At 70.9% G+C, this 25,389-nt stretch carries 26 protein-coding genes and 3 tRNA genes; 13 read left to right on the top strand and 16 right to left on the bottom strand.

Going from position 1 to position 25,389, the window contains the following annotated elements; translation table 11 throughout:
• Positions 1-87 precede the first annotated feature (87 nt).
• Positions 88-945 (bottom strand): NAD-dependent epimerase/dehydratase family protein, encoded by an 858-nt coding sequence (locus tag HQQ79_RS03235; protein ID WP_367948046.1) that lies wholly within the window; start codon positions 943-945, stop codon positions 88-90.
• Between the two features lie 98 nt (positions 946-1,043).
• On the opposite strand from HQQ79_RS03235, the gene HQQ79_RS03230 reads away from it, so the two are divergent.
• On the top strand, positions 1,044-2,408 hold the full coding sequence (locus HQQ79_RS03230) for a hypothetical protein (protein ID WP_173032476.1): 1,365 nt from the start codon (positions 1,044-1,046) through the stop codon (positions 2,406-2,408).
• 67 nt (positions 2,409-2,475) lie between these two features.
• A complete protein-coding gene (locus tag HQQ79_RS03225) occupies positions 2,476-3,003 on the top strand; it encodes an AAA family ATPase (RefSeq protein ID WP_173032475.1) in 528 nt (175 codons plus the stop codon).
• Here the strand turns inward: HQQ79_RS03225 and HQQ79_RS03220 are convergent.
• The gene (locus tag HQQ79_RS03220) at positions 2,992-3,663 is read right to left on the bottom strand and encodes an HAD family hydrolase (RefSeq protein ID WP_173032474.1); all 672 of its coding nucleotides are present in this window, start codon (positions 3,661-3,663) and stop codon (positions 2,992-2,994) included. The genes HQQ79_RS03225 and HQQ79_RS03220 overlap by 12 nt on opposite strands.
• Positions 3,664-3,826: 163 nt before the next feature.
• Here HQQ79_RS03220 and HQQ79_RS03215 point away from each other — a divergent pair, with 163 nt between their 5' ends.
• From HQQ79_RS03215 to HQQ79_RS03200, 4 genes are read left to right on the top strand one after another with little or no spacing between them, the layout of a single operon-like run.
• Positions 3,827-4,891 carry a TerC family protein gene (locus HQQ79_RS03215; protein ID WP_173032473.1) on the top strand — a complete coding sequence of 355 codons (1,065 nt, stop codon included), beginning with the start codon at positions 3,827-3,829 and terminating at the stop codon, positions 4,889-4,891.
• 42 nt (positions 4,892-4,933) lie between these two features.
• On the top strand, positions 4,934-5,623 hold the full coding sequence (locus HQQ79_RS03210; protein WP_111057259.1) for a YceI family protein: 690 nt from the start codon (positions 4,934-4,936) through the stop codon (positions 5,621-5,623).
• Positions 5,620-6,135: a sigma-70 family RNA polymerase sigma factor gene (locus HQQ79_RS03205; protein WP_071245305.1), complete on the top strand. Its 516-nt coding sequence runs from the start codon at positions 5,620-5,622 to the stop codon at positions 6,133-6,135. Before HQQ79_RS03210 ends, HQQ79_RS03205 begins: the two co-directional genes overlap by 4 nt.
• Positions 6,132-6,839 (top strand): zf-HC2 domain-containing protein, encoded by a 708-nt coding sequence (locus tag HQQ79_RS03200; protein ID WP_173032472.1) that lies wholly within the window; start codon positions 6,132-6,134, stop codon positions 6,837-6,839. The genes HQQ79_RS03205 and HQQ79_RS03200 overlap by 4 nt, the downstream gene beginning before the upstream one ends.
• Here the strand turns inward: HQQ79_RS03200 and HQQ79_RS03195 are convergent.
• Entirely contained in the window at positions 6,836-7,315 is a 480-nt protein-coding gene (locus HQQ79_RS03195; RefSeq protein ID WP_111057257.1) for a MarR family winged helix-turn-helix transcriptional regulator, read from the bottom strand. The genes HQQ79_RS03200 and HQQ79_RS03195 overlap by 4 nt on opposite strands.
• 128 nt (positions 7,316-7,443) lie before the next feature.
• Here HQQ79_RS03195 and HQQ79_RS03190 point away from each other — a divergent pair, with 128 nt between their 5' ends.
• The gene (locus HQQ79_RS03190; RefSeq protein ID WP_173032471.1) at positions 7,444-11,013 is read left to right on the top strand and encodes a bifunctional proline dehydrogenase/L-glutamate gamma-semialdehyde dehydrogenase; all 3,570 of its coding nucleotides are present in this window, start codon (positions 7,444-7,446) and stop codon (positions 11,011-11,013) included.
• A gap of 124 nt (positions 11,014-11,137) precedes the next feature.
• Here the strand turns inward: HQQ79_RS03190 and HQQ79_RS03185 are convergent, their stop codons facing one another.
• Genes HQQ79_RS03185 through HQQ79_RS03170 form a run of 4 tightly spaced genes read right to left on the bottom strand, consistent with a single transcriptional unit; the run spans position 11,138 to position 13,258 of the window.
• On the bottom strand, positions 11,138-11,335 hold the full coding sequence (locus HQQ79_RS03185; protein ID WP_035809337.1) for a hypothetical protein: 198 nt from the start codon (positions 11,333-11,335) through the stop codon (positions 11,138-11,140).
• A gap of 10 nt (positions 11,336-11,345) precedes the next feature.
• Entirely contained in the window at positions 11,346-11,888 is a 543-nt protein-coding gene (locus HQQ79_RS03180) for a dihydrofolate reductase family protein (RefSeq protein ID WP_138802292.1), read from the bottom strand.
• A gap of 33 nt (positions 11,889-11,921) precedes the next feature.
• Positions 11,922-12,266, bottom strand: coding sequence for a hypothetical protein (locus HQQ79_RS03175; protein ID WP_173032470.1), 345 nt, complete (start codon positions 12,264-12,266; stop codon positions 11,922-11,924).
• On the bottom strand, positions 12,263-13,258 hold the full coding sequence (locus tag HQQ79_RS03170) for an SDR family oxidoreductase (protein ID WP_027467045.1): 996 nt from the start codon (positions 13,256-13,258) through the stop codon (positions 12,263-12,265). Before HQQ79_RS03170 ends, HQQ79_RS03175 begins: the two co-directional genes overlap by 4 nt.
• 99 nt (positions 13,259-13,357) lie before the next feature.
• Between HQQ79_RS03170 and HQQ79_RS03165 the strand changes: the two genes are divergently transcribed.
• The gene (locus tag HQQ79_RS03165) at positions 13,358-13,978 is read left to right on the top strand and encodes a hypothetical protein (protein ID WP_173032469.1); all 621 of its coding nucleotides are present in this window, start codon (positions 13,358-13,360) and stop codon (positions 13,976-13,978) included.
• A gap of 12 nt (positions 13,979-13,990) precedes the next feature.
• Here HQQ79_RS03165 and HQQ79_RS03160 read toward each other — a convergent pair whose 3' ends face one another.
• The 4 genes from HQQ79_RS03160 to HQQ79_RS03145 are packed head-to-tail and all read right to left on the bottom strand — an operon-like array spanning position 13,991 to position 16,414.
• Positions 13,991-14,752: a YqjF family protein gene (locus HQQ79_RS03160; RefSeq protein WP_367948045.1), complete on the bottom strand. Its 762-nt coding sequence runs from the start codon at positions 14,750-14,752 to the stop codon at positions 13,991-13,993.
• Positions 14,749-15,582, bottom strand: coding sequence for a nitroreductase family protein (locus HQQ79_RS03155; RefSeq protein WP_027467047.1), 834 nt, complete (start codon positions 15,580-15,582; stop codon positions 14,749-14,751). The genes HQQ79_RS03160 and HQQ79_RS03155 overlap by 4 nt, the downstream gene beginning before the upstream one ends.
• 3 nt (positions 15,583-15,585) lie before the next feature.
• Positions 15,586-15,966: a hypothetical protein gene (locus HQQ79_RS03150; RefSeq protein WP_173032468.1), complete on the bottom strand. Its 381-nt coding sequence runs from the start codon at positions 15,964-15,966 to the stop codon at positions 15,586-15,588.
• A gap of 10 nt (positions 15,967-15,976) precedes the next feature.
• On the bottom strand, positions 15,977-16,414 hold the full coding sequence (locus HQQ79_RS03145; protein ID WP_017887694.1) for an Lrp/AsnC family transcriptional regulator: 438 nt from the start codon (positions 16,412-16,414) through the stop codon (positions 15,977-15,979).
• A gap of 246 nt (positions 16,415-16,660) precedes the next feature.
• On the opposite strand from HQQ79_RS03145, the gene ddaH reads away from it, so the two are divergent.
• Both ddaH and rocD read left to right on the top strand, forming a co-directional pair.
• On the top strand, positions 16,661-17,569 hold the full coding sequence (ddaH, locus tag HQQ79_RS03140; protein WP_173032467.1) for a dimethylargininase: 909 nt from the start codon (positions 16,661-16,663) through the stop codon (positions 17,567-17,569).
• Positions 17,569-18,798 carry an ornithine--oxo-acid transaminase gene (gene rocD, locus HQQ79_RS03135; RefSeq protein ID WP_173032466.1) on the top strand — a complete coding sequence of 410 codons (1,230 nt, stop codon included), beginning with the start codon at positions 17,569-17,571 and terminating at the stop codon, positions 18,796-18,798. The genes ddaH and rocD overlap by 1 nt, the downstream gene beginning before the upstream one ends.
• Before the next feature lie 121 nt (positions 18,799-18,919).
• Here rocD and HQQ79_RS03130 read toward each other — a convergent pair whose 3' ends face one another.
• Entirely contained in the window at positions 18,920-19,912 is a 993-nt protein-coding gene (locus HQQ79_RS03130) for an NAD-dependent epimerase/dehydratase family protein (protein ID WP_173032465.1), read from the bottom strand.
• Between the two features lie 58 nt (positions 19,913-19,970).
• A complete protein-coding gene (locus HQQ79_RS03125) occupies positions 19,971-20,615 on the bottom strand; it encodes a hypothetical protein (protein WP_173032464.1) in 645 nt (214 codons plus the stop codon).
• Positions 20,616-20,820: 205 nt separating this feature from the next.
• Between HQQ79_RS03125 and HQQ79_RS03120 the strand changes: the two genes are divergently transcribed.
• Positions 20,821-21,831, top strand: a complete 1,011-nt coding sequence (locus HQQ79_RS03120; protein WP_173032463.1) for an aldo/keto reductase family protein — start codon at positions 20,821-20,823, stop codon at positions 21,829-21,831.
• Positions 21,832-22,029: 198 nt separating this feature from the next.
• Here the strand turns inward: HQQ79_RS03120 and HQQ79_RS03115 are convergent.
• The 3 genes from HQQ79_RS03115 to HQQ79_RS03105 form a co-directional block, all read right to left on the bottom strand.
• Positions 22,030-22,102: transfer RNA gene (locus tag HQQ79_RS03115), tRNA-Phe, on the bottom strand.
• A gap of 1 nt (position 22,103) precedes the next feature.
• A tRNA-Asp gene (locus tag HQQ79_RS03110) sits at positions 22,104-22,180 on the bottom strand.
• A gap of 53 nt (positions 22,181-22,233) precedes the next feature.
• Positions 22,234-22,306 (bottom strand) — tRNA-Glu (locus tag HQQ79_RS03105).
• Positions 22,307-22,564: 258 nt separating this feature from the next.
• Between HQQ79_RS03105 and HQQ79_RS03100 the strand changes: the two genes are divergently transcribed.
• Entirely contained in the window at positions 22,565-23,842 is a 1,278-nt protein-coding gene (locus HQQ79_RS03100; RefSeq protein WP_173032462.1) for a M23 family metallopeptidase, read from the top strand.
• Positions 23,843-23,876: 34 nt separating this feature from the next.
• Positions 23,877-25,337 (top strand): NlpC/P60 family protein, encoded by a 1,461-nt coding sequence (locus HQQ79_RS03095; RefSeq protein WP_173032461.1) that lies wholly within the window; start codon positions 23,877-23,879, stop codon positions 25,335-25,337.
• Positions 25,338-25,389: the final 52 nt, after the last annotated feature.

The following is a 25,389-nucleotide window of genomic DNA, read 5'->3' as shown; positions in this document are numbered from 1 at the left end:
TGTGTGGGTCCGCGGAACACCGGTGTTCGCGCTTTGCACACCGGCACGTGGGTGTTCGGAGTGCGAACACCGGTGTCCCGCAGGGCGTCAGGGGTGGCGGGTGCCCGCACCCGCCAGCACGGCGCGGTAGCCCTCACGGAACGTCGGGTACCGCGGTGTCCATCCCGTCGACCGGAGCAGCGCGTTCGACAGGCGCTTGTCGCCGCCGGCCTGCCGCGCGTCACCGTCGCCCGTCGACGGCTCGGCGACGTGGAGTTCCTCGGCCAGGAACCGCAGCACGTCGTCCAGCCGACTCGGCTCGTCGTCGGTCCCCAGGTAGAGCGGTGCCGGGTCCGGCAGCGCCGCCAGGTGCACGAGCGCTGCTGCGGCGTCGTCGCGGTGGATGCGGTTCGTGTGCGGTGAGGTCCCCGGCGCCAGCCGTGCGGCACCGGACCGGACCTGGTCGATGAGCCGCTCGCGGCCCGGACCGTAGACGCCCGACAACCGGACCAGCACGGCGCCGGGAGCGCGCTCGCGCAGCAGGACCTCGGCCTCGACCAGGACCTCGGCGGTCGGGGTCGCCCCGCGCGCCGGAGTTTCCTCGGTGACCTCGCTGCCGTCCGAGACGTCGTACACGGCGGTCGAGGACACGACGAGCACCCGGGGGTCGGCCTCCGAGGCGTCGATGCCGTCGAGCACGTTGCGCAGCCCGTCGACGTAGGTGGCGCGGTACTCGTCGACGTCGCGGCTGCCGGCGGCGAAGGCCACGACGACGACGCTCGTGCCGGCGGGGATCTCGGGGACCTCGTGTCGCAGGTCGACGCTCCGGCCGGTGATCGGCGCAGGGATCAGCTCGGCGCGGCGGCGAAGCCCGATCACGTGGTGGCCCAGGTCGGCGAAGCGCAGGCCGGCTTCGGTCCCGAGGTCGCCGCATCCGGCGATGACGACTGTCGTGGAGTTCTGCACGGCTCGACCTTGGCACGGTCTCATGGTGGAAGGCGGGGAGCTTGGTGATAATGGTTCTCAACTAGACGATCACCGTCCGTCTTCTCGACAGGAGTTCCATGTCCCCTCGATCCCTGCGTCTCCTCCCCGCGCTCGTCCTGGCCGGGCTCGTCCCGCTCGTCGGCACCGCGATCGCCGTCCCCGCGTCGGCTGCACCCGCCGTGACCCGGACCGCCCACCACAGCTGGCTCGTCACGGCTGACCCGACGGCGAAGCGCGTGTACGTCAACGACGCCGTGACCGGTCGGCGGACCGCCACCCTGAGCGGGATCGAGTTCGGCACCCACGCGGGCTCCGTCCAGCTCGGCCACGGGCAGATCGCGTTCATGGACGAGTCGAAGCCGCAGCTCGACGTCCTCGCCATCGGCCCGCACGGTACGGCTCGGATCGCGCAGCACTACGCGATCCCCAACGCCGACAAGCGCTGGGAGCGTGCCGGCTGGTTGTCGACCGACACCGCGCGCCGGCACCTGGCGGTCGGCTCCGACTTCGACGGCTCCGAGCGGCAGCGGGTCACGGTCATCGACCTGCAACGGAAGGTGGAGCGCACCGCCCGGATCGACACCTCGGCGGTGCAGCTCGCCACGACCGGCAAGCGCGGCACCGAAGAGGTCGAGACGTTCCTGGTCGGCAGCCCCCTGCGCCTGGTCGTCACCGCGGGCGGACGCCTCGACGCCTACTCCGTGTCCGCGATCATGCGCGGCGCGACGCATCCGCGCCCCGTCGCGACCACGCCCCTCGGTGCCTACCCGCACGGCCCGATCGTCAACGCCACCGGGACCGTGATCGGTTCCGACCTGGCCGCCGGCGTGCAGACCGTCCGGGTGACGCGGACCGGCTTCACGGGCTCCCGGTCCGTCGCGTACCCGAAGCCGAGCGTGCAGAGCTACCGCCCCCGCATGGCGCCGGACGGGACGACCGTGGTCGGCACCCAGGCTGGCAGCACGGCTGCGGGCACCCCGTGGAACGCCGTGCCCGCGTACCTGACCACCTCGTCGACGTCCTCGAGCAGGATCCGCAGCGTCGACCTCGGCACCGGGTCCTTCACCCGGGTCGCCGTCACCGCCCGGTTCGCCGCCGTCGCGCTGACGTCCGGCACCGGGGACTCGCTCGTCCTGGTGCGGAAGCAGGCCGACGGCGTCTACTCCGGCCCGACGACCTCGGTCCCGCTCACGCCGTTGCGCAAGGGTCCCGTCGCTGGACAGTCCGCCGCCGGGGCCTCGGTGCGGTTCACCGCGGCGACCGACGACGGCCGCAGTGTGTTCGTGACGAGGGGTGACGAGGGGGAGATCACCCAGATCGACACCACCGGTTCGAAGCCCTCCGTGCTCCGCACCATCACGCTGCCGACGGCGCTCGCCGGGGGCGGGTACCTGACGACGGTCGACTCCACCGTGCGTCCGTACGACCTCAGCGGTCGCTGACCGACGGGCCGACGAACAAACCATCCGCCGACCGCCCCACGGGGTGGTCGGCGGCTAGGGTCCTGGTGTGATCGTCTGGTTGAACGGAACCCACGGGGCGGGGAAGACGACGACGAGCCGACTGCTCCAGCCGCTGCTGCCCGGTTCGCGGATCCTGGATGCCGAAAAGGTCGGCGAGGTGCTGATGGACGTCACGCCGGGGCTCCCGGCCAGCGACAACTTCCAGCACTGGGATCCGTGGCGGCCGCTCGTGGTCGAGACCGCTCGCCGGGTGCACGACTACGTGGGCGGGCCGCTCATCATGCCGATGACGGTCCTGGTCGAGGCCTACTGGCGTGAGATCGCCGCGGGGCTCGCCTCGCACGGGATCCCGGTCCGGCACTTCGTGCTGCACGTCGACGAGTCGACGCTCCGCGACCGGATCCAGAACGATCAGATCGTGGGGCCGTCGACGTTCCGGTTCGCGTACGTCGACGCCTACGCCGAGGCGGCGCGCGGCTGGCTGCACGCCGAGGCCGAGGTCATCGACGCGACCGAGGTCCCCGCCACCGAGGTCGCACGGGCCGTCGCGGACGCGGTGACGTCAGAGCGCTGACAGCACGAGCGCCCGGAGACCAGGGGCCTCCGGCTGCGCGTGGTCGACCAGCACCGCCCGCATCCCGGCTGCCCGGGCCCCGGCCACGTCGCGCTCGGGGTCGTCACCCACGAAGAGACAGTCCGCCGGGTCGACGTCGAGCTGTGCTGTCAGGGCGTGGAAGGCGCGGACGTCCGGCTTCTGGAACCCGATGCGTTCCGAGATGCAGACGACGTCGAACGCGTCGGCCAGGCCGGTCCGAGCAAGCTTGTCGAGTTGCTGGGTCTCCGTGCCGTTCGTCAAGAGACCGAGGCAGTGTCCGAGGTCGCGTAACTCGTGCAGCAGCGCCAGGCTCTCGGGGAACAGCCGCCAGGCCTCGCGGTACGCGCGCAGGTAGTCGTCGAAGACGGCGTCCAGGCCGGCATCGTTCCCGGGGACCGCGACGCCCAGTTGCGGCAAGACCGTGCGGAGCCGTGCGCGTCGCTGATCCTGGAAGCCGATCACCCCGGATCGCCAGCGCTCGAACTGCTCGTCCTCGGCGGTGAACCAGGCGCCGATCGCTGCCTCCGTGACCTCGACGCCCAAACCCTGGAGGAACCGGGTCACGCCCACGCGAGCGGACCCGCGGTGGTCGAACAGCGTCCCGTCCAGATCGAAGCAGATCGCTCGCGGAGTCGGCACGCGCTGAGGCTACGGCCCGTTCGACCAGCGGGAACGGCCGGGAGCGGCACGGCTCTGTCCGCCGCACGCAGCCCCGGGGTTCGCCACCGCCCGGATCATGCCGGAGACTGGTGCGGGTCGCTCACGAAGCCGCCCGCCCCACCACCAGCAAGGAAGGCTCCGCATGCCCGAGCTCCCCGTCGTGTTCGAAGTCGGCTCGATGATCGCCCTGGTCGCGATCCTGCTCGCCGACCTGCTCATCGTCGCGCGTCGCCCGCACGTGCCGACGCTGCGCGAATCCGGCATCTGGGTGGGCATCTACGTCGGGCTCGCACTGGTCTTCGCGGTGCTCATGCTGGTCTTCGCCGGTGGCGACTCCGCCGGGCAGTTCCTGGCGGGCTGGCTCACCGAGTACAGCCTGAGCATCGACAACCTGTTCGTGTTCGTCATCATCATGGCGCGCTTCTCGGTGCCGAAGAAGATCCAGCAGGAGGTGCTGCTGCTCGGCATCATCATCGCGCTCGTGCTCCGCGGGATCTTCATCCTGGTCGGCGCGCAGCTCATCGAGAACTTCTCGTGGATCTTCTACATCTTCGGCGCCTGGCTGATCTGGACGGCGATCCAGCAGCTCCGCGGCGAGGACGAGGACGAGCAGAAGGACACCTTCATCGTCCGGCTGCTCCGCCGTCGGGTCCGCCTCACCGACACGTACGACGGCATGAAGTTCCGCACCCACCACGACGGTGTCCGGCACTTCACGCCGCTGCTCATCGTGCTCATCGCGATCGGCACCACCGACCTGCTGTTCGCGCTCGACTCGATCCCGGCGATCTTCGGCATCACCGAGAGCCCCTTCATCGTGTTCACCGCGAACGTCTTCGCGCTGATGGGCCTGCGCCAGCTCTACTTCCTGCTGGGCGGACTGCTCGAGCGTCTGGTCTACCTGAAGTACGGCATCGCCGTGATCCTGGCCTTCATCGGCGTGAAGCTCGTCCTGCACGCGCTGCACGACAACGAGCTGCCGTTCCTGAACGGCGGCCACCACATCGAGTGGGCGCCGGAGATCAACACGTGGGTGTCCCTGCTGGTGATCGTCGCCGCGATGGCCGTGTCGACGCTGGCGAGCCTCGTCCGGATGCGCGGCGAGACCCCGGCCGCCGACGCCGTGACCGCGGACGACACAGCGGCGGACGACGACCGGGCCGACCAGGACCGCGCCGACCAGGACCGCGCCCGCACCTCCGACTGAAAACCGTTTGAACGATCCGCCCTGCCGTCTCGTCGTCTGGGTATGGCACTCCGCAAACGCACCAAGGTCATCATCGGGATCTCCGCCGGCGTCGTCGTCGTGGCGGCAGCAGCCGTCATCGCCGGCCCGGTCATCTACGCGAACACCGTCAACGGCCAGGCCGCCGCAGCCCCCTCGCTGTCGGCGTCCTCGTCCGGCACCCTCGACGCGAAGGACGCCGACGGCACCTGGACCAGCAAGAGCAGCTCGTACGCCGGGTACCGGGTGCACGAGGTCCTGCAGGGGAATGATGTGAACGTGGTCGGACGCACGAAGGACGTCAAGGGCACCGCCGTCGTCGACGGCGGCTCCCTCACCAAGGCGACCGTCACCGTCCAGGTCGGCAAGATCAGCACCCCCGAAGCGGCCCGCGACGAGTACTTCCGCTCCACCGCGCTGCAGACCGACAAGTACCCCACTGCCACGTTCGAGCTGACGAAGCCCGTCGACGTCACGAAGGCGCTCGACGGCTCCACGCAGGACGTCACCCTGACCGGCACGATGGACCTGCACGGCGTCGAGAAGCCGGTCACGGCCGACGCGCAGGTCGCGGTCGGCAAGGGCGGGACCGTCCAGGTCGCCGGCACCGTGCCGATCACCTTCGCCGACTACGGCGTGAAGGCCCCGTCGCTCGGCTTCGTCACCGTGGACGGGAAGGGCTCCGTCGAGTTCTCCCTCGACCTCGGGAAGTGACCGTGACGAGTCGTTCCGCGGACGAGCTGCTCGCGACGCTGTACCGCGAGCACGGTGACGCGCTCACGCGGTACGTCCGGCACCTCACGCGGGACGGCTCGACGGTCGAGGACGTCGTGCAGGAGACGATGGTCCGCGCCTGGCAGCGTCCGGCCGTGCTCGAACGGGCACCCGACAGCGCGCGGGCGTGGCTCTTCACGGTCGCGCGCAACCTGGTGGTCGACGACGCGCGGTCGGCCCGCAACCGGCGTGAGCACGGCACCGAGCACCAGGTCGAACGGATCGAGTCGGACAGCACGGACGCCGTGCTGGACCGGATCGTGGTCGCCGACGCACTTGCGTCGCTGACCCCGGACCACCGCCGCGTGGTGGTGGACGCGTACTGGCTCGGGCACACGGTGCCGGAGATCGCACGGCGACACGACATCCCGGAGGGCACCGCCAAGTCGCGGTTGCACTACGGGCTGCGAGCCCTCCGGCTCGCACTGCAGGAACGAGGAGTGACCCGATGAGCGACGACAAGTACGCGGAGTGGGATGCGGCGTACGTCCTGGGGTCGCTCCCGGCCGGTGAACGCCTGGAGTACGAGCGGCACCTCGAGACGTGCGACCGCTGTGCGGCCGCCGTCGCCGAGCTGGTCGGTCTGCCGGGGCTGCTCGGCAAGCTGCCGGCCGACCAGGCGATCGATATCGCAGAACCGGACGGGAGGCCCGACACCCGTTCCGAGAGCGACCTCGCCTCCGTCGCGCACCGCGTCCGACACCGTCGCCGCCGTCGCCGGGTCTGGGTCGCCGCCACCGCGGGGCTCGCGGTGGTCGCCGCCGTCCTGGGTGGACTCGCGGTCGGTGCCGCGGGGGAGCGCACCACGGTGCAGGCCGGTGCCGCTCCGACGGCAGCTGCCACCGCCGACCGCTACGACATGACCGGCGTGCAGGGACTCGACGTCCAGCTCGCCATCAGCGGCGAGCAGTGGGGCACCCGCTTCGACTGGGGGTGCTCGTACGGCGGCAAGGAGTGGTCGCCGGACGGGTCGATCCTCTACGACCTGGTCGTCGTCCGGACGGACGGCACGACGCAGACCGTGGGGTCGTGGACGGCTGCCGGCGCGGACGCACGAGGGCTGTCGGCGTCGACGGACATCCCGCGGGACGAGATCAAGAGCGTGCAGGTCCGGTTGCGCGGTGAGCGCGGCGCGCTCGCCGTCGTCACGCTCTAGCCGACGTCGGCCTCGTCCGAGGCGTCGTCGGGGCCGATGGCCTCCTGGACGCGCGCACTGACGGACCGCAGCGTCTCGGCGTCGGTCCCCACGGGCCTCCAGAACAGGTCCTCGAGCGCACCGGTGTGCGCGCGGATGCCGGCGAGCACCGCGCGACGGCCGTCCGCGGTCATCACCACCCAGCTGCCGCGGGCGTCGCTCGGGCAGTCTGCCCGCTCGACCAGGCCGCGGGAGACCATCCGCGTGACCTGGTGGCTGACGCGCGACTTCTCCCAGCCGATGCCCGCGGCGATGTCCCGGACGCGCAGACGGTGGTCCGGGTCGCGGTGCAGGCCGATCAGGATCTCGAACTCGGGGACGGAGATGCCGGCACCCGCCTGGACGGCCCGGTCGAGCGCCCGGTCGAGTCGTCGCCAGACGTCGTGGTACGCGTCCCAGGTGGCCCAGTCGTGGCCACCGTTGCCCTCCGTCGACATGCCGACCAGCGTATCCACCGGGCGGACGGTCGGACCGCGCAGCGACCCCTTTCATCCGCTCGGATGACTCCTGGTCGACGTACGGCGTGCTCCGAGGTCGCGTCGGACGTGCGGCATACGATCGGGGGATGCCGAGTGCTCGCCTCCAGGACACCACCGATGACGCCGTCGCGCTCGTGCGCCGGTGGCTGGCGGCGTCCGCCGGGGTGAAGCCCGACCCGGGCGCGGTCCGTCTGGCCGAGGTCCTGCGCGACGAGCAGGGCCTCGACTTCACCCGGGGTTTCGTGGACAAGGTCGTCCGCCCCGAAGACCCCCGCGTGGCGGCACGGAACCTCGAGCAGCTGAGCCGTGACGTCCCCGACTTCCTCGCCTGGTACCTGCGCGGGGCGGTGACGCTCGGCGGAGGGTTCGCCACCATGGCGCCGTGGGCCGTGATCCCGACCGCGCGCCGGATCCTGCGCCGGATGACCGGGCACCTGGTCATCGACGCGAGCACGAGCAAGCTCGGCCCGGCCCTCGCCAAGGTCCGCGGTCCGGGCACGCGACTGAACGTGAACCTGCTCGGCGAAGCCGTCCTCGGCAGCGCCGAGAGCGACCGACGCCTGCAGGGCACCATGGACCTGCTCGCCCGCGACGACGTCGACCACGTGTCGATCAAGGTGAGCTCCGTCGTCCCGCAGACCTCGCCGTGGGCCTTCGACCAGACGGTCGAGCGCGTCGTCGACCGGCTCGTCCCGCTCTACCGTCTTGCCGCGGCACCGACGGCCGCCGGACGCCCCGCCAAGTTCATCAACCTCGACATCGAGGAGTACCGAGACCTCGACGTCACCCTCGCCGTGTTCCGGGCGCTGCTCGACCGTGACGAGTTCGCCGACCTGCAGGCCGGCATCGTGCTGCAGGCCTACCTGCCCGACGCCGCGGGGGCGCTCGACGCGCTGACCGAGTGGGCGCAGGAACGCCGGGCGCGCGGCGGTGCCCCGATCACGGTGCGGCTCGTCAAGGGCGCGAACCTCGCCATGGAGCACGTCGACGCGATCCTGCACGGGTGGCCCCTCGCCACCTGGGGCAGCAAGCGCGAGACCGACACCGCCTACCTCCGGATGCTCGACACCGCACTGACGCCGGAGCGCACCGACGCCGTGCGGATCGGGGTCGCCGGGCACAACCTGTTCGACCTCGCCACCGCGTGGGTGCTCGCGCAGCGCCGCGGGGTCACCGACGCCGTCGACGTCGAGATGCTGCTCGGCATGGCGTCCACCCACGCCCAGGCCGTCCGGGCTGACGTCGGGCAGATCCTGCTCTACACGCCCGTCGTGCAGCCGGACGAGTTCGACTCGGCCATCGCGTACCTCGCCCGTCGCCTGCAGGAGAGCGCGAGCCCCGAGAACTTCATCGCCGCCGCAGCCGACATCGACCACGACGCCAGCGTCTTCGAGCGGGAGCACAGCCGGTTCCTGGCGTCCGTCGCCGCACTCGACGAGCCCGTCCCCGCCACCCACCGCACGCAGGACCGCCACCGTGCCCTCGGCGAACCGGTCCTGCGCGACGCGTTCCACAACGCCCCCGACACCGACCCCTCCGTCGCCGCGAACCGGGCCTGGGCGCTCGACGTCCTGCGCCGGGTGCCGCGCTCGCAGCTCGGCGCACAGACGATCCGCGGCGCGAAGGTCGCCGACCGCTCCAAGCTCGAGCGGATCATGGCGCGGACCGCCCAGGCCGGCGTGAACTGGGGGCGGCAGGACCCGTCCGACCGTGCCGAGCTCCTCGACCTCATCGGGCACGAACTCGAGACCCGCCGCGCCGACCTGATCGAGGTGATGGCCGCCGAGACGGGCACGACCTTCGCCGAGGCCGACGCCGAGGTGACCCAGGCCGTCGACGCCGCCCACTACTACGCCGAGAGCGCCCGCCGCCTCGGGGACATCGAGGGCGCGCAGTACCTGCCGCCGCGGCTGACCGTCGTCGTGCCGCCGTGGAGCTCCCCGGTCGCGATCCCCGCCGGTGGCGTGCTGGCGGCGCTCGCCGCGGGCAGCGGTGTCGTGCTCAAGCCCGCGCCCGAGGCGAAGCGCTCCGGTGCCGTGCTCGCCGACGTGCTCTGGGACGCCGGGGTGCCGCACTCGCTGCTGCAGCTCGTCGACCTGGCCGAGGACGAACTCGGCCGCGACCTCATCGGCCACCCCACGGTCGACCGCATCATCCTGACCGGCTCGTCGGACACCGCCCGCTCGTTCCGCTGGTGGCGTGCCGGACTGCCGCTCACCGCCGAGACCAGCGGCAAGAACGCCATCGTCGTCACGCCGAGCGCCGACCTCGACCTGGCCGTGCAGGACATCGTGCAGTCCGCCTTCGGGCACGCCGGACAGCAGTGCTCGGCGGCGTCCCTCGTGATCCTGGTCGGGTCCGTGGGTGAGAGCGAGCGCTTCCAGCGGCAGCTCGTCGACGCCACCCGCACGCTCCGGGTCGCGTGGCCGGACGACCCCACGGCGCAGGTCGGCCCGCTCGTCGCCGAACCGCAGGGCACGTTCCGCCAGGGTCTGACCGAGCTCGGGCCGGGGGAGTCGTGGCTCGTGCAGCCCGAGGCGGTCGACGACTCCGGCCGGCTCTGGTCGCCGGGCATCCGGGACGGCGTCCGACCCGGCAGCGACTTCCACCAGACCGTGTACTCCGGCCCGGTGCTCGGCATCATGCGCGCCGAGACCCTCGAGCAGGCGATCGCCATCCAGAACGGCACCGACTTCGGGCTGACGGCGGGCATCCACTCGCTCGACGTCGACGAGGTGTCCGAGTGGCTGGCCCGGGTCCACGCCGGCAACCTGTCCGTCAACCGTGGCATCACCGGTGCCGTCGTGGGGCGCCAGCCGTTCGGTGGCTGGAAGGGTTCCTCGGTCGGCACCGGTACCAAGGCCGGCGGCCCGATGTACGTCGCGACCCTCGGCCGCTGGCAGCCCACACCCCGGACCGTGCACAAGAGCATCCAGCTGCACGGCCTGCCCCCGCGCGTCACCGCGGTGATCGAGGCCGCACGCAGCGGGCTGTCGTTCGAGGAGTTCGACCGTGTCCGCGCCGGAGCCCTGAGCGACGTGCATGCACGAGAGACGCTCTTCCGGTCGCGGGACCTGTCCGGGCTCGTGGTGCAGCGGAACGTGCTGCGCCACCGACCCCAGTCCGTCATCGTGCGCCAGGCCGAGGACGCCTCGACCGTGGACCTCGTCCGGACGCTCGTCGCCGCGACCTCGGCACGCGCGCACATTCTGCTCAGCACGGCTCGGCCGCTGCCCGGCCCGCTCACGCAGTTGCTCGCGTCGAACCGGTCCCCGCTCGACGTCGTCGACCACCTGGTCGAGTCCGACCAGGAGTTCCACGCCCGCGCATCGTCGGGAGCCGTGTTCCAGGCGGACTGGTCCACCGACCAGGACGACCAGCCGGTCGACGCGCTCGAGGCCGTCTTGTCGCAGGGCCAGGACCGGCCGGCCCACACCGCGTTCGGTGGTCCCGGTGCCCGGATCCGGTTGCTCGGCGGTGACCCGCTCGCCCTCGAAGAAGCCCTGGGTGCGAGCATCGACGTCGCGATCCACGACGCCCCCGTGGTCGAGGCCGGCGTGATCGAGATGCTGCCGTACCTGCGCGAGCAGTCGGTGTCGATCACCGCGCACCGGTTCGGCGACGTCGACAGCGACTTCTCCGAGCTGCGCGTCTAGGAGCGTCGCGCGTTCCGCGTCGCGCGTCGGGCGCGTTCCGCTTCGGGCGTTCCGCTTCGTGAGCAGAAAAGGTCGGGTTCCGAGACGGGACCCGACCTCTTCTGCTCACGAAGTGACCCGAGGATCAGTCCTCGGCGTCACCCGCGTCTTCGTCCTCCACGCCGGTCTCGTCCATGCGGTCCCGCAGGTGGTCGGCCATCGCGCCGGCGCCCTCACCGGCGTGGTCGTGGTCGACCTGCTCGATCAGGCCCTGAAGCTTCTCGTGGTTCGTGGCATCGGTGGCACCGTCCATGACGGGCTCGGTCTGCTCGTTGTCGCTCATGCTCCGGACGCTACGCCGCGGTTGCTGCGGAACGGTAGTGGAGCTCGACCGCCCCGCCGTCGAACTGCGTGGTGCCGACGAGCTCGAACACCGGGGTCGGTGCGGCGACCGGCAGCAGGGGCGCTCCGCCGCCGAGCGCGACCGGCATCACGGTGACCCGCAGCTCGTCGAGGATGCCCGCCTGCTGGTACTGCGCCGCGAGCAGTCCGCCGCCGACGACCCAGACGTCACGCCCGGCGGCCTCGCGCTCGAGGTCGGCCTGGTGGTCGCCGACCTCGCCCGAGACGAAACGCACGTCGACGCCGTCGGGCACCGGCAGGTCTCGGGTCGTGAACACCCACGTCGCCAGGTCCGGGTACGCCCACGTGTCGTCGTGCTCGAGCAGCCACTCGTACGTCGTCGACCCCATCGCGATCGCCCCGACGCCGGCGAAGAACCGGTCGTGGTGCTCCTGGAACGGCTCGAACCCGAACTGCAGCAGCCAGTCGAGGTCGTCGTCGGGTGCAGCGACGAAGCCGTCCAGCGAGGACGCGACGGAGTAGATCGTGCTCATGCCGGGGACGCTACCGAGCACCCCCGACAGGAGTCAGCGACGACCGCCGCGACCGACGACCGTTGCCTCGGCGACCGCGAGCACCGCGGCGACCCAGAACTGGTCGAGCGCGAACCGGCGTCGACGGGGATCGGTGACGGCCAACGGCACCATCGTCGCGCCGTGCAGGGCGTCCACGACGGCGCTCAGGGTGTGCGCGTTGCCGGAACCAGCCCGCGCGACGAGCGCAGCCTGTGCGAGCTGACGGACCCCGAGCACGCCGTGCAGCACGGCCTGGTCCGACCCTCGGGCCGCACGGCTCAGGTGCCACAGGCCGAGCCCGGCACGCGCCAGCTCGACGACGGCTGCCCCGGTACCGGCGGACGACCGGCGGCTCATCGTCGGCGTCCCGCGACGAGTGCAGCGGCACCGGCCGCACCGAGCACCGCCCCGATGATGCCGTTGCCGACCCGGCGGTGCTCCACCCACCAGGTCTGCGGCGACCAGGCGTGCGCTGACTCGTCGAAGACCCCGTGCGCGCCGTGGTCGCCCGGAACCGGCTCGTACAGGTTGTCCCGCATCTCGAGGCCGTCCTTGTCGGGGGCCTGCTGCCCGTCGACCAGCGTCTTGGCGGCGTACCAGTCGGCGAAGCGTCCGCTGATCCGGTTGCCGAGGATCGTGTAGACCGTCGACTCGCCCACCCAGGTGCGGCTGCGCGGTCGTTCGGCCACGGCGGCGATGGCGCGGGCGCCGACCTCGGGCTGGTAGATCGGGGCGACCGGCTGCGGGTGGTGCGGCAGCTTCGACTTCACCCACTGGAACTGGATCGTGTTGAGGGCCGGCATGTCCACGCGGGACACCTTGACCTTGCTGCCCTGTTCGCGCAGCTCGGAGACGACGGACTCGGTGAACCCGACGATCGCGTGCTTCGCGCCGCAGTACGCGGCCTGCAGCGGGATCCCGCGGAACCCGAGGGCCGAACCGACCTGGATCACGTGTCCACGACCGCGGGGGACCATCCGCGACAGCGCCGACCGGGTGCCGTTCACGAAGCCGAGGTAGGTCACGTGCAGCGCGCGCTCGAAGTCCTCTGGGGCGGTGTCGAGGAACTTCCCGAACACCCCGACCATCACGCCGTTCACCCACAGGTCGATCGGGCCGAGCTCCCGCTCGACCCGGTCGGCCGCGGCCTCGACGGCGTCGCGGTCGGAGACGTCGGCGACCAGGGCCAACCCGCGTCGCCCGGCTGCCTCGACCTCGGCGACGGCGGCGTCGACGCCCTCCTGCCCGCGGGCCAGGACGGCCACGTCCCACCCCCGTGCGGCGAGCTCCCGGACGGTCGCCCGTCCCAGTCCTGCGGATCCACCGGTCACCACTGCCACTCGAGTCATGGCTCCCTTGTACCTGCGGCCGGCCGTGCACCACTCAGCCGCTGTCCCCCGACGTTGCCGTACCGAACGACGCACGCACCGATCGGACATCATGGCCAGGTGGAGACCCGAGACCCCGATACCGACGACCCCGCAGAGGAGGCGCCGCCCGGTTGGGTGCTCAACACACCGACCCGGCCGCTCGAGGTCTGGCTGTACCCGGTCCTCGCCGTGCTCCTCGCCGCCGCACACGTCGTCCTCGGCATCGCCTTCGGTGGTGCGTTGGCGCTCGTCGTCGGGGTGTCCGCCGCGGTGGTGACGACCGTCGGTGCCGTTGCTCTGTTCGTGACGGGTCGGCACGCGTACGACGAGCAGAGCCGCGACGCCTCGTGGCGGTCCCACGTCACGCGTGTGCTCGTGGCGGTCGGGAGCGTCGGCATCGTCTCGGTCACCACCCTGACCGTCGGGTTCCCCTTCGGCGCCCTGTTCGGTGCGGTCGTCGGCGTCCCGACGGCGTTCCGCTTCGCTCGCTCCGTGCCGCGGATCGATCGGCTCGTCGTCGCGTGGACAGCACTCGCCGTCGCCGCGTGTTGCGGTGTCCTCGCAGTCCTCGGCCGCACGCTCGCCGATCTCCCCGACTTCCGGAGCACTACCTGGACGTTCGGCGCTGCCTTCGCGGCAATCAGCGCCGTGATGGCCGTCCATCAGTTCGTCGTCGCGCGTCGGTCACCCCACGACTGACGTCGTTCGCCCTCAGCGCCCCCGACCGAACCGCGTCGTGACCCCCGGCGAGTAGAGCACCGAGTCCGGCTCGAGCTCGGTCAGCCCGAAGGGCAGCCCGGCAGCCCCGACCAGGTCGTCCCGCAGCGACACGACCGAGGCCCGGTGCAACGGCCACGACTCGTGCTCGTTCGGCCAGAACCGCGTCCGTCCGGCCCGGTGCACGTGCATGCCCCACCGCGCCGTCAGGAACGTCTCGAGGGGCCCCGGCTCGTCGAGCACCTCGCCCACACGGACGTCGAGCATCGACCGCAGGTGGGTGCCGTGCCGCCGCATCGCGTACCCCACGCGGCCGTCACCGCTGCGCGACTCCGCGATCGCCCACCGGTACGGCAGTCCGGTCGCGACGCGTGCGCCGATGGTCGGCAGGAGCTTGCCGGCGTCGAGCGACAGGAACACGACCCCGCGCTGCCCCTGCTCGTCGACCGTATAGACGCGGACGTTCAGCTCGACGAAGTCGCCGATGCTCCCGGTCGAGAACGGCGGGAACCGGGTGTCCTCGAACCGGAACGCGATGAGGCCCACCCAGGTGGTCACCCCGTCGTCGGTGCCGTCGAGCGCCATCGTGTCGGGCCGCGTTCCGGCCGGCAGCAGCGGGGCCACCGCCGACACGTCGACGCGCCAGTGCACGAAGACGACGTCGAGCCAGTCCTGCGAGATCCAGGGGCGGCCCGGCAGGCCGGGGGCGACGGCCTGGAGGCTCGGAGCGGTCTGGGTGGGTCGGGTGTCGGTCACGATGTGGTCGCCTCCGGTTCGATGTGGGCTGCGACGGGTGCGTCGTCCCACCCGCGCTGCGGGGTGTCGCAGGTGCCGCGGAACACGTACTGCGAGGGACGCTTCCGCTCGCTCGACGTCCAGTCGATGGCCGGCCGTCGTCGTTCCGGGGGCAGGTACCCGATCCGGTAGACGGCCATCAGCTCGAGCGACTCGGGCACGCGGAGCAGTCCCTCGATCTCCTCCCACGCGCCGGGGGTCTCCATCGGGAAGGACACGAACTGGATCCCCAGGCCGAGCTCGGTCGTCGCGAGCCAGATGTTCTCCATCGCCGCGCCCATGCTGAACACCGAGTAGAAGCCGGACAGCTCCTCCTTCCGGTACTCGTGGCGGTCGAGCATCACGCCGAGCAGCAGCGGTGACCCGGCGACGAGCTTCCGGTTCTCCTCACCCAGGGTCTGCGGCACCCGGAGCGTGTTCATGAGCAGCTGCCCGCGCTTCGTGAACACCTGCTTCGTGAACGGCCGCAGCGGCCCGGGGAGCTTGTCGAACAGCATGCCGTCGCGCCGCTCGTCCATCTCGGCCTTGGAGAACCGGAAGTACGGCTTGTACCGCTCGAAGAACGTGCCCTCGGCCATGGTGCGGGTCATCGAGCTGCCGCTGATCTCGGCGACGCGGTCGATCGTCTGGCGTTCCTCGATCAGCACGAAGCGCCACGGCTGGCTGTTGAGCTGCGACGGCGCCCGGCCGGCGAGCTCCATGAGCAGCCGCTGGTGCTCGTCCGACACCGGATCGGGCAGGAACGGCCCGTTCGTCGTGCGTCGTCGTCGGATGGCCTCGAACAGCTCCACTGCTCACCTCTCTGATCGCCTGCGTGCGAGCACGGCCCCCAGGTAGGACGGTGCGGCGGCGACCGCGACCCTCCAGTGTGCTCCGGAGCGCGGATTCGTGCGTGGAGCGACCGCCAGCGGCACGAGTGCCGGCAGCAGGAACAGTGCGGTTCGGTCGCGCGTCCACGCGGGGGTCGTCGCCGCGACGCCGGTCAGGGTCGCGGTCACGACGAACAGGCCGTGGTGCACGACGCGGAGCTTCCTCGTGCGGATCAGCCGCACGGCGACCGCGGTGCCCCACAGGCAGTTCGCGACGTAGGCGACGCTCGCAGCGGTGACCAGCTGCCGGGCCGGGCGCGATCCCGTGGGTGCCGAGTCTCGCCTCCAGACCGTCTTCCGTCCCATGCGTGGGACGTTACGCGGTCTCTCGACTGACGAGCTTGGAGAGCACGATCGCGGAGCGGGTGTGGTCGACCTGGGGTGCGAGGCGGACCTTGTCGAGCGCCTCCTCGAGCGCGGACAGGTCCTTCGAGCGCATGTGCACGACGGCGTCGGCGCTGCCGGTGACCGTGCCGGCGTCGATGACCTCGGGGACGGTGTCGAGCAGGGCACGCAGCTCGTCGGGCGAGACGGTGCCGCGGCAGTAGAGCTCGACCCAGGCCTCGGTGCCGCGGTCCTCGACGGCGGGGTCGACCTTGATCGTGAAGCCCTGGATGACGCCGTCACCGACCAGCCGGTCGACGCGGCGCTTGACGGCCGAGGCCGAGAGTCCGACCACCGACCCGATGTCGCCGTAGCCGGCGCGGGCGTTGTCCCGGAGCTGATCCAGGATGCGGTGGTCGAGCGTATCCATTTGTCCCCATCGTACGCGGACTTGTTGCGAGGCTGGTGGGTCTGGCGCACGAAACGTGCGTCACCCGAACGGGTGTCACGGTCCCGCAGGCGGGGGACTGCACTCGTCGGACGGTTCATGCCAGACTTCTGAGTGGCGTCGACCTGGTCCGCTGCGGTGAGTGAGCCTGCATCTCACCGGAGCTCTTCTCCTCGTTCCGTTTCGGTTCCTGGCAGGCTCGGGCCCCGGTCCCTTCCAGGAGGACTGATGTCGAACACCGCACCCGCCCCCGAGTCCGTCGCCACCCCGGCCCGTGTCGCCACCAAGCGCACGATCCTGATGTGCAAGCCGGACTTCTACACCGTGAGCTACCGGATCAACCCGTGGATGCACCCGGAGGAGCCGACCGACACGTCGAAGGCCGTCCAGCAGTGGGAGTCGCTCGTCGCCGTCTACGAGCAGCTCGGCTTCGACATCTCGTACATCGACCCGATCGACGGCCTGCCGGACATGGTCTACGCGGCCAACGGCGGATTCGTCCTCGACGGCATCGCCTACGGCGCCAAGTTCCAGTACCCGGAGCGCCAGCCCGAGGGCCCCGCGTACATGGACTGGTTCCGCCAGGCCGGTCTGACCGTCGCCGAGCCGGAGCAGACCAACGAGGGCGAGGGTGACTTCCTGCTCATCGGGGACACCATCTTCGCCGGCACCGGCTTCCGGTCGGACAGCACCTCGCACGACGAGCTCGCGAAGATCTACGGCCGCGAGGTCGTCACCCTCAAGCTCATCAACCCGAGCTTCTACCACCTCGACACCGCCATCGCCGTGCTCGACCCCGAGCCCGCCGTCGACGGGACGAGCAACATCGCGTACCTGGAGAGCGCCTTCGACGAGCCGTCGCTGGCGATCCTGCGCGAGCGCTTCCCCGACGCGATCATCGCCACCGAAGAAGACGCCGCGATCCTCGGCCTGAACTCGTACTCCGACGGGTACAACGTCGTGATCGCCGCCCGGGCTGTTCGGTTCGCCGAGCAGCTGCGGGAGAAGGGCTACAACCCGATCGGCGTCGACCTGTCCGAGCTGCTGCTCGGCGGCGGCGGCGTGAAGTGCTGCACCCTCGACCTGCACCCGGTCGGCACCGGCACCTCGGTCGCGCGTTCGCTCGGGGTCAGCTGATGTCGGCGGCAGCGTCGCTCGGGGTCAACACCGCGGCGGCGCTCGCCGTCGAGGACCGCGCCCTCGCGCACAACTACAGCCCACTGCCCGTCGTCATCGCGTCGGGTGCCGGAGCGACCGTCACCGACGTCGACGGCAAGCAGTACCTGGACGGGCTCGCCGCGTACTCGGCGGTGAACTTCGGCCACGGCAACCCGCGGCTGCTCGACGCCGCACGGGCGCAGCTCGACCGCGTGACGCTCACGAGCCGCGCGTTCGTGAACGACCAGCTCGGGCCGTTCGCCGCAGCACTGGCGGCGTTGACGGAGACCGAGATGGTCCTGCCGATGAACACCGGTGCCGAGGCCGTCGAGTCCGCGATCAAGGTGTCCCGCGCCTGGGGCTACCGCGTCAAGGGCGTGCCGGCCGAGCGGGCGACGATCATCGTCGCGTCCGGGAACTTCCACGGCCGCACCACGACGATCATCTCGTTCTCGGACGACCCCTCGGCCCACGATGACTTCGGGCCGTTCACGCCGGGCTTCCGCACGGTGCCGTACGGCGACGCTGCGGCCCTGCGCGAGGCGATGGACGAGACCGTCGTCGCCGTGCTGCTCGAGCCGATCCAGGGCGAGGGCGGCGTGGTCATCCCGCCGGAGTCCTACCTTCCTGACGTCCGCGCGGTCTGCGACGAGTTCGGTGCGCTGTTCATCGCCGACGAGATCCAGTCCGGCCTCGGTCGCACCGGACACACGCTCGCGGTGCAGCGCGTCGGGGTCCGCCCCGACCTCATCACGCTCGGCAAGGCCCTCGGCGGCGGCATCGTGCCGGTGTCGGCGGTCGTCGGTTCGGCTACCGTCCTCGGCGTCCTGCGCCCCGGCGAACACGGGTCGACCTTCGGCGGCAACCCGCTCGCCGCGGCCGTCGGCGCCGAGGTCGTGGCGATGCTCGGAGAGGGCACCTTCCAGCAGCGGGCCCTCGACGGCGAACCGCTGTTGCGCGGCCTGCTCGACGACCTGCTCGGCAAGGGTGTCGTCTCGCACCGCGTGGCCGGACTGTGGGCGGGGATCGACATCGACCCCGCGCTCGGCACCGGCAAGGCGATCTCGAAGGACCTCGCCGACCGCGGGCTCCTGGTGAAGGACACCCAAGGGTCGACGATCCGCTTCGCGCCGCCCCTGGTCGTCACCGACGACGAGGTGCGCTTCGCGATCGGAACCCTGGCCGACGTCCTGGCCGCGCGCGCCTGACCTGATCCGCAAAACACCGGTGTTCGCGCGTTGAACCCCCGCATCCCGCGGTGTGGAGCGCGAACACCGGTGTCTTGCGTGCGCCGACGCGCGTCACCCGGCGCGCGTCACCCAGTGCGGCTCACACGGCCCAGCGCGCCGCCAGCTCGTCCATCAGGGCATCGAGCCGCTCGTCGACGACCTGCTCCTCGGGGTGCGCCTCGTACCAGGCGATGACCTCCCGCACACCCTGCCGGTAGGTGGTGCGCGGCCGGTACCACGGCACGAGCGACCGGATCTTGCTGTTGTCGAACACCGAGCTGTTCGCCTTGTCGCCGAGCAGCGCCGCGCCCCACTCCGCGTCCGCGGCGGCGATGGCATCCGCCGGCACGTGCACGATCCGCAGGTCCTCGACTCCGGCCGCCGCCGCGATCTCGTGCGCGATGGCGTTCCACGTCGGCGCTTCGTCGCTCGTGATCGTGAAGGGCTCACCGATCGCCTCGGCCCGGTCGAGCAGCCCCGTGAACCCGACCGCGAAGTCACGGCTGTGCGTCAGGGTCCACAGCGAGGTGCCGTCGCCGGTGATGATGACCGGCTTGCCAGCTCGCATCCGAGCCACAGCGGTCCAGCCGCCGGTCAGCGGCAGCTTCGTCTCGTCGTAGGTGTGCGACGGCCGCACGATCGTCACCGGGAAGTCCTGCTCCCGGTACGCCTGCATCAGCAGCTCCTCGCACGCGATCTTGTCGCGCGAGTACTGCCAGTACGGGTTCTTCAGCGGCGTCGACTCCGTGATCGGCAGGTGCGTCGCCGGCGTCTGGTACGCCGAGGCCGAGCTGATGAACACGTACTGCCGCGTCCGCCCGGCGAAGAAGTCGACGTCGGCCTGCACCTGGTCCGGTGTGAAGGCGATCCAGTTCACGACCACGTCGAAGCGCTGGTCGCCGAGTGCGTCCGCCAGTGCGCTGCGGTCCGACACGTCGGCCTGGAGGCGCGTCACACCCTCCGGGATCGGCCTGCCCCCGGTGGTCCCCCGGTTGAGCACGGTCACGTCGAACCCCTGCTCGACGGCCTCCCGGACGCAGGCGGCGCTGATCACGCCGCTCCCGCCGATGAACAACACGCTCGCTCCGGTCATGGATGCTCCCTCGCTTCCGGCGGCACCGCTCCGTGCCGCAACCCTTTCGATCCTGCACCTACCCGTCGGGGCGGGCACGGAGCACGGCTTCGATCGACGTGGTGCCCTCAGCCCAGGATGCCGCGTGTGGACTGATCCAGCTGAGCAGTTCGAGTGCGAAGTCGTGGTCCCGCTGCAGGTTCCGCGCGTGGATGGGTTCGTGGTGCGCGGCGCGGTTCCGCACGAAGTGCAGCTGCTGGAGCCGTCGCGCCACCTCGCTCCGTCGGATCCGCAGGTCGTCCGGCCCGTGCGGAAAGGCTCGATGCAGGCCAGGAACCCAGAGCGACGTGTGGTAACGCGATTCCACGAGGTACCGCCAGAACCCGAAGCTGAGTTCCGCGATGACCCGTCCGTGCACTTCGGGACGACGACCTTCTCGACTCGCCCGTGCCCGTGCCTTGGCGAGGTCGGCACGCCCGCGGCTGTCGAGTGGTGCCATGTCGAACCAGGGTGGCCCGGCGCGGCTCGATGCCCACGCGCAGAGTTCACGGTCGAGCGCATTGCGAGCGAACACCTCGACGACGCCGGTGAGCTCCATGACCGCCGCCGCGGCTCGCATGTTCCACTCGTAGAGCCGCAGTGCTTCAGTCGACGACCCGGTCCGCCCTGCGTACGAACGGAGCCGTTCGGCTGTGATGAGCCGCTCGAGCTCGTCTTCCTGCATCCCGCCTCGCCTGCTACCGTTGTTCACGAAGACCCCGGAACGATCCCTGGCTCAGGCCACATCGCCGGGGTTTCGTCTTTTCCGATCGTCTCTGAAACATCAGCGTACAGGTGTGCACTCGCAGGCCGAGTGCTCCTGGGGGCGACGCGACTACCGTCACGGTTCGGGTCGCACCGACGCGCCCCACGACAGGAGTGACACGCACATGGAGTACCGCTACCTCGGCAACTCGGGCCTCAAGGTCTCCGAGATCACCTACGGCAACTGGCTCACCCACGCATCCCAGGTCGAGAACGACGCGGCGATCGCCTGCGTCAAGGCCGCCCTCGAGGTCGGCATCTCGACGTTCGACACCGCCGACGTCTACGCCAACACCGGCGCGGAGACGGTCCTCGGCGAAGCGCTCAAGGGGGAGCGGCGCCAGTCCCTCGAGATCGCCACGAAGGTGTTCGGGCCGACCGGTCCGAAGGGCCACAACGACACCGGGCTGTCCCGCAAGCACATCCTCGAGTCGATCGACGGCTCGCTGCAGCGGCTGCAGACGGACTACGTCGACCTGTACCAGGCGCACCGCTACGACCACGAGACCCCGCTCGAAGAGACGATGCAGGCCTTCGCGGACATCGTGCGCCAGGGCAAGGTCCTGTACGTCGGCGTCAGCGAGTGGACCGCGGACCAGCTGCGTGCGGGTGCTGCGCTCGCGAAGGACCTCGGCTTCCAGCTCATCTCGAACCAGCCGCAGTACTCGGCGCTGTGGCGGGTCATCGAGGACGAGGTCGTCCCCACCTCGAAGGAACTCGGCATCTCGCAGATCGTCTGGTCCCCGATCGCCCAGGGGGTGCTCACCGGCAAGTACAAGCCGGGTCAGCCGCTGCCCGAGGGCTCCCGCGCGACCGATGACAAGGGCGGCGCGGACATGATCAAGCGGTTCATGCGCGACGAGGTGCTGTCCTCGGTGCAGGAGCTGCAGCCGATTGCCGACGAGCTCAACCTGTCGATGGCGCAGCTCGCCGTCGCCTGGGTCCTGCAGAACGACAACGTCGCGAGCGCGATCATCGGGGCCTCGCGTCCGGAGCAGGTGCACGACAACGCGGGCGCTGCCGGCGTCACGATCCCCGCGGAGCTCATGTCGCGGATCGACGATGCCCTGGGCGCCGTGGTCGAGCGCGACCCCGCGAAGACGAACGACAGCAGCCCGAAGACCCGCGAGGCCTGACCGCAGAAGCCGACGTGCGGAGGCGACCCGCGCCTCCAGGCCGTCGGCGAACCGGCTCGAACGCGAGCCGCACAACCGGAGTCACCCCGAACTGCGCCGCTGCGTGGTTCGGGGTGACTTTGGTTGTGCGCTGCGACCGACGTCACACCGCTCAGACAACGGAAAAGGCCCCCTGCCGAAGCAGGGGGCCTTCACCGGTGGCTGGACACGGCATCGATCCGTGGACCTTTCGATTTTCAGTCGAACGCTCTACCAACTGAGCTATCCAGCCGTGGCGACCCTGACGGGACTTGAACCCGCGACCTCCGCCGTGACAGGGCGGCACGCTAACCAGCTGCGCTACAGGGCCATATTGAATTGCTGTGGTGTTGTTCAGTACTACTTGCTCGCTCACTCAAGGAGTGACCCCAACGGGATTCGAACCCGTGCTGCCGCCGTGAAAGGGCGGTGTCCTAGGCCACTAAACGATAGGGCCGCAAGCAGTGCATCGCGCTACCGATGGACAAGCATACGGATGCCCCCCGGGTTTCACAAATCCGACCCCGTCAACCGTGCATCCCCGGCGTGTCGCGGCGTCAGCGCACGGGTCTCCGATGCTGTCGGTGCGAGCATCGTCGGCGGCCGCACCCCTCGTCCGAGGGGCTGTCGAGCCTGCGACGCGTGTTGTTACTGTTGCACCTGTTAACAGTGTTACGTGCGTGAGCCTTGCCGCGCTGTTACGAAATCGAGATACATGTCGACCTCCACTCCCTTCTCCCTCCGCACCCGCAGCCGCCTGATCGCCGCCGCGGTCGCCGTCGCGCTCACGGCCGGCACGCTCGCGGCCCTTGCCCCGACGTCGTCCGCCAGCGCTGCGAGCTACCCCAGCTGGGACGAGGTGCAGCAGGCGAAGTCGTCGACCAGCGCCCAGCAGGCCAAGGTCAGCGAGATCAAGTCGCTCATCTCGTCGCTGAAGAGCGAGGCGGCTGCCAAGCAGAAGACAGCCCAGGCCGCGGGCGAGGCGTACCAGGCCGCGCAGAGCAAGTACGACGAGGCGACGCTCAAGCAGAAGTCGCTGCAGTCCCAGGCCGACGAGGCCGAGCAGACCGCCGCGCGGTCCGAAGCGCAGGCCGGTCAGCTCGCCGCGCAGCTCGGTCGGGCCAGCGCCAACGACGTGACGACCGACATCCTCACGCACCCCTCGGACTCCGGTGACCTGCTCTACGAGCTCGGTGCCATGTCGAAGCTCAGCGAGCAGGCCGACGGCATCTACTCGCAGGCCTCGCAGGACCGCGGCACCGCCCAGGCCCAGGCCGACAAGGCGGACACCGCAAAAGCAGCCCTGGGTGACCTCGCCGAGGCCGCACAGTCGAAGATGCAGCAGGCCCAGGGTGCCGCCGACGCCGCACAGACCGCGGTGGACGCCCAGAACGACAACCAGTCCCGGCTCGAGGCGCAGCTGACGGCCCTCACCACCAAGCAGCAGGGCGTCGAGGCGGACTACCGCAAGGGCGTCGCCGCCGAGAAGAAGCGGCAGGCACAGATCGCGGCTGCTGCCGCCAGGGCAGCCGCGAAGGCCGCAGCCACGAGCCAGGGCGGCACGGGCGGCGGCACCGCGAACGCGTCCGGCTGGGTCCGCCCCGCCGGCGGGTACCAGACCAGTCCCTACGGCTACCGCGTCGACCCCTACACGCACGTCAGCGCCCTGCACGCCGGTGTCGACCTGGCCCCGGCCTGCTACGCCCCGATCTACGCGGCACACGACGGCACCGTCACCTTCGCCGGCAACGGTGGCGGGTACGGCAACGAGGTCATCCTCGACAACGGCGGCGGCATCTCCACCGCGTACGGCCACGTCGTCGACGGCGGGATCATGGTCACCGCCGGCCAGCACGTCACCGCGGGGCAGCAGATCGCCAAGATCGGCTCGACCGGCTGGTCGACCGGGTGCCACCTCCACTTCGAGACCCGGGTCAACGGCGCTGCCGTCGACCCGGTCCCCTTCATGGCAGCGCGGGGGATCTCGGTATGAGCATCAGCGCCACCGGAACGAGTCCTTCCACGTCATGACCACCTCCGCTCGCTCGTTCTCCTGCGGGATCGCGACCATCGCCGTGCTCGGCATCGGCCTGTCGGTCGTCATCGCCGGACCGGCCCAGGCCGCGCCCTCGGGTCCGTCCTGGGACGACGTCAAGGCCGCCAAGTCCGACGCGGCCGACGCCCAGCAGACGGTCGACGAGCTGAGCGACCGGCTCGGCACGCTGCAGGACGCCGCCGACCAGGCCGGTGTCGCCGAGCAGCAGGCCGGGCAGGCGTACGCCCTGGCGGCCTCGCAGCAGCAGGAGGCCGAGGACACCCTCGCCGACCTGTCCGCGCAGTCGAAGCGTGCGAAGGACCGGGCGGACGACTCGGCCGGCCAGGTCGCCGGGCTCGTGGTCGAGCTGTCCCGCACGGGCGGCGGTGACCTGTCGACGACGATGCTCATGGACTCGTCGGACTCGAAGGACCTGCTCTACCGCGTCGGCACGATGTCGCACCTGTCCGAGCGCTCCGCGACCGTCCTGGCCGAGGCACGCGCCGACCAGAAGACCGTCGAGTCCCTGGCGGCCCAGCAGTCCGCCGCCGAGAAGGCCCTGAGCAAGGCGACCGCGGCGACGAAGACCACCTTCGCGACGGCCAACGACGTGGCCGCAGGCGCCCAGGCGCGGGTGCAGAAGGAACAGGACCAGCAGGCCGAGGTCCTGCGGCAGCTCGCGTACCTGAAGGGCACGAGCGTCGCGACGGAGACCGCGTACTGGAGCGCGCAGCAGGCGAAGGCCGCCGCGGCCGCCATCGCCAAGCAGACGGGCGACGCCGGCACCGGGAACGCCACCGGCGGGGGCACGAGCGGCAGCGACACCGGCAACACCGGCAGCACGGGCGGCACCGGCAGCACCGGTGGCGGGACCTCCACTCCGGCCGTCCCGAGCACGCCGTCCAAGCCGAGCACCCCGTCGAACCCCGGCACCCCCGCGAAACCGAGCACCCCGAGCAAGCCGAGCACTCCCAGCACGCCGAGCAAGCCGGCACCCGCCCCTGCTCCCGCGCCGGCTCCTGCCCCGGCACCCGCCCCCGCACCGGCCCCGAGCAGCCCCTCGAAGGCCGCCGGCGCGATCTCCTACGCCCGAGGGCAACTCGGCGAGGCGTACGTCCTCGGCGGCGCCGGCCCGAACACCTGGGACTGCTCCGGCCTCGTGATGATGGCCTACAACTCGCAGGGCATCGCGACCGGTGGGCACAACGTCGTCTGGCAGTACAACTACTTCAAGTCGATCGGTCGCCTCGTCCCGCTGTCCCAGCGCCAGCCCGGCGACATCCTGTTCTACTCGTCGAACGGCACCGCCTCGGGGGCGTACCACGACTCGATCGTGACGAGCTACGGCACCATGGTCGAGGCCGCGCGCCCCGGCGTCGGCGTCGTCGAGCGTGCCATCTGGCTGCCGAACCAGCTCATGCCCTACGTCGCCCGCCCGAGCGGTTCCCTGTAGCCCGCTCCCGGTCTGCCCGTTCTTTCCAAGAGCGGCTGCAGTACCAAGCGAG

The organism is Curtobacterium sp. VKM Ac-2852, assembly GCF_013205045.1.
GTDB classification, from domain to species: domain Bacteria; phylum Actinomycetota; class Actinomycetes; order Actinomycetales; family Microbacteriaceae; genus Curtobacterium; species Curtobacterium flaccumfaciens.
This window is presented reverse-complemented; position numbering and strand designations above follow the sequence as displayed.

What these genes read in the sequence shown, in the direction of transcription:
- HQQ79_RS03230 (WP_173032476.1), top strand. Translation starts at nt 1,044, where the DNA reads ATGTCCCCTCGATCCCTGCGTCTCCTCCCCGCGCTCGTCCTGGCCGGG.
- HQQ79_RS03215 (WP_173032473.1), top strand. Translation starts at nt 3,827, where the DNA reads ATGCCCGAGCTCCCCGTCGTGTTCGAAGTCGGCTCGATGATCGCCCTG.
- HQQ79_RS03210 (WP_111057259.1), top strand. Translation starts at nt 4,934, where the DNA reads ATGGCACTCCGCAAACGCACCAAGGTCATCATCGGGATCTCCGCCGGC.
- HQQ79_RS03200 (WP_173032472.1), top strand. Translation starts at nt 6,132, where the DNA reads ATGAGCGACGACAAGTACGCGGAGTGGGATGCGGCGTACGTCCTGGGG.
- HQQ79_RS03195 (WP_111057257.1), bottom strand. Translation starts at nt 7,315, where the DNA reads ATGTCGACGGAGGGCAACGGTGGCCACGACTGGGCCACCTGGGACGCG.
- HQQ79_RS03190 (WP_173032471.1), top strand. Translation starts at nt 7,444, where the DNA reads ATGCCGAGTGCTCGCCTCCAGGACACCACCGATGACGCCGTCGCGCTC.
- HQQ79_RS03185 (WP_035809337.1), bottom strand. Translation starts at nt 11,335, where the DNA reads ATGAGCGACAACGAGCAGACCGAGCCCGTCATGGACGGTGCCACCGAT.
- HQQ79_RS03180 (WP_138802292.1), bottom strand. Translation starts at nt 11,888, where the DNA reads ATGAGCACGATCTACTCCGTCGCGTCCTCGCTGGACGGCTTCGTCGCT.
- HQQ79_RS03175 (WP_173032470.1), bottom strand. Translation starts at nt 12,266, where the DNA reads ATGAGCCGCCGGTCGTCCGCCGGTACCGGGGCAGCCGTCGTCGAGCTG.
- HQQ79_RS03170 (WP_027467045.1), bottom strand. Translation starts at nt 13,258, where the DNA reads ATGACTCGAGTGGCAGTGGTGACCGGTGGATCCGCAGGACTGGGACGG.
- HQQ79_RS03150 (WP_173032468.1), bottom strand. Translation starts at nt 15,966, where the DNA reads ATGGGACGGAAGACGGTCTGGAGGCGAGACTCGGCACCCACGGGATCG.
- HQQ79_RS03145 (WP_017887694.1), bottom strand. Translation starts at nt 16,414, where the DNA reads ATGGATACGCTCGACCACCGCATCCTGGATCAGCTCCGGGACAACGCC.
- ddaH (WP_173032467.1), top strand. Translation starts at nt 16,661, where the DNA reads ATGTCGAACACCGCACCCGCCCCCGAGTCCGTCGCCACCCCGGCCCGT.
- rocD (WP_173032466.1), top strand. Translation starts at nt 17,569, where the DNA reads ATGTCGGCGGCAGCGTCGCTCGGGGTCAACACCGCGGCGGCGCTCGCC.
- HQQ79_RS03130 (WP_173032465.1), bottom strand. Translation starts at nt 19,912, where the DNA reads ATGACCGGAGCGAGCGTGTTGTTCATCGGCGGGAGCGGCGTGATCAGC.
- HQQ79_RS03125 (WP_173032464.1), bottom strand. Translation starts at nt 20,615, where the DNA reads ATGCAGGAAGACGAGCTCGAGCGGCTCATCACAGCCGAACGGCTCCGT.
- HQQ79_RS03120 (WP_173032463.1), top strand. Translation starts at nt 20,821, where the DNA reads ATGGAGTACCGCTACCTCGGCAACTCGGGCCTCAAGGTCTCCGAGATC.
- HQQ79_RS03100 (WP_173032462.1), top strand. Translation starts at nt 22,565, where the DNA reads ATGTCGACCTCCACTCCCTTCTCCCTCCGCACCCGCAGCCGCCTGATC.
- HQQ79_RS03095 (WP_173032461.1), top strand. Translation starts at nt 23,877, where the DNA reads ATGACCACCTCCGCTCGCTCGTTCTCCTGCGGGATCGCGACCATCGCC.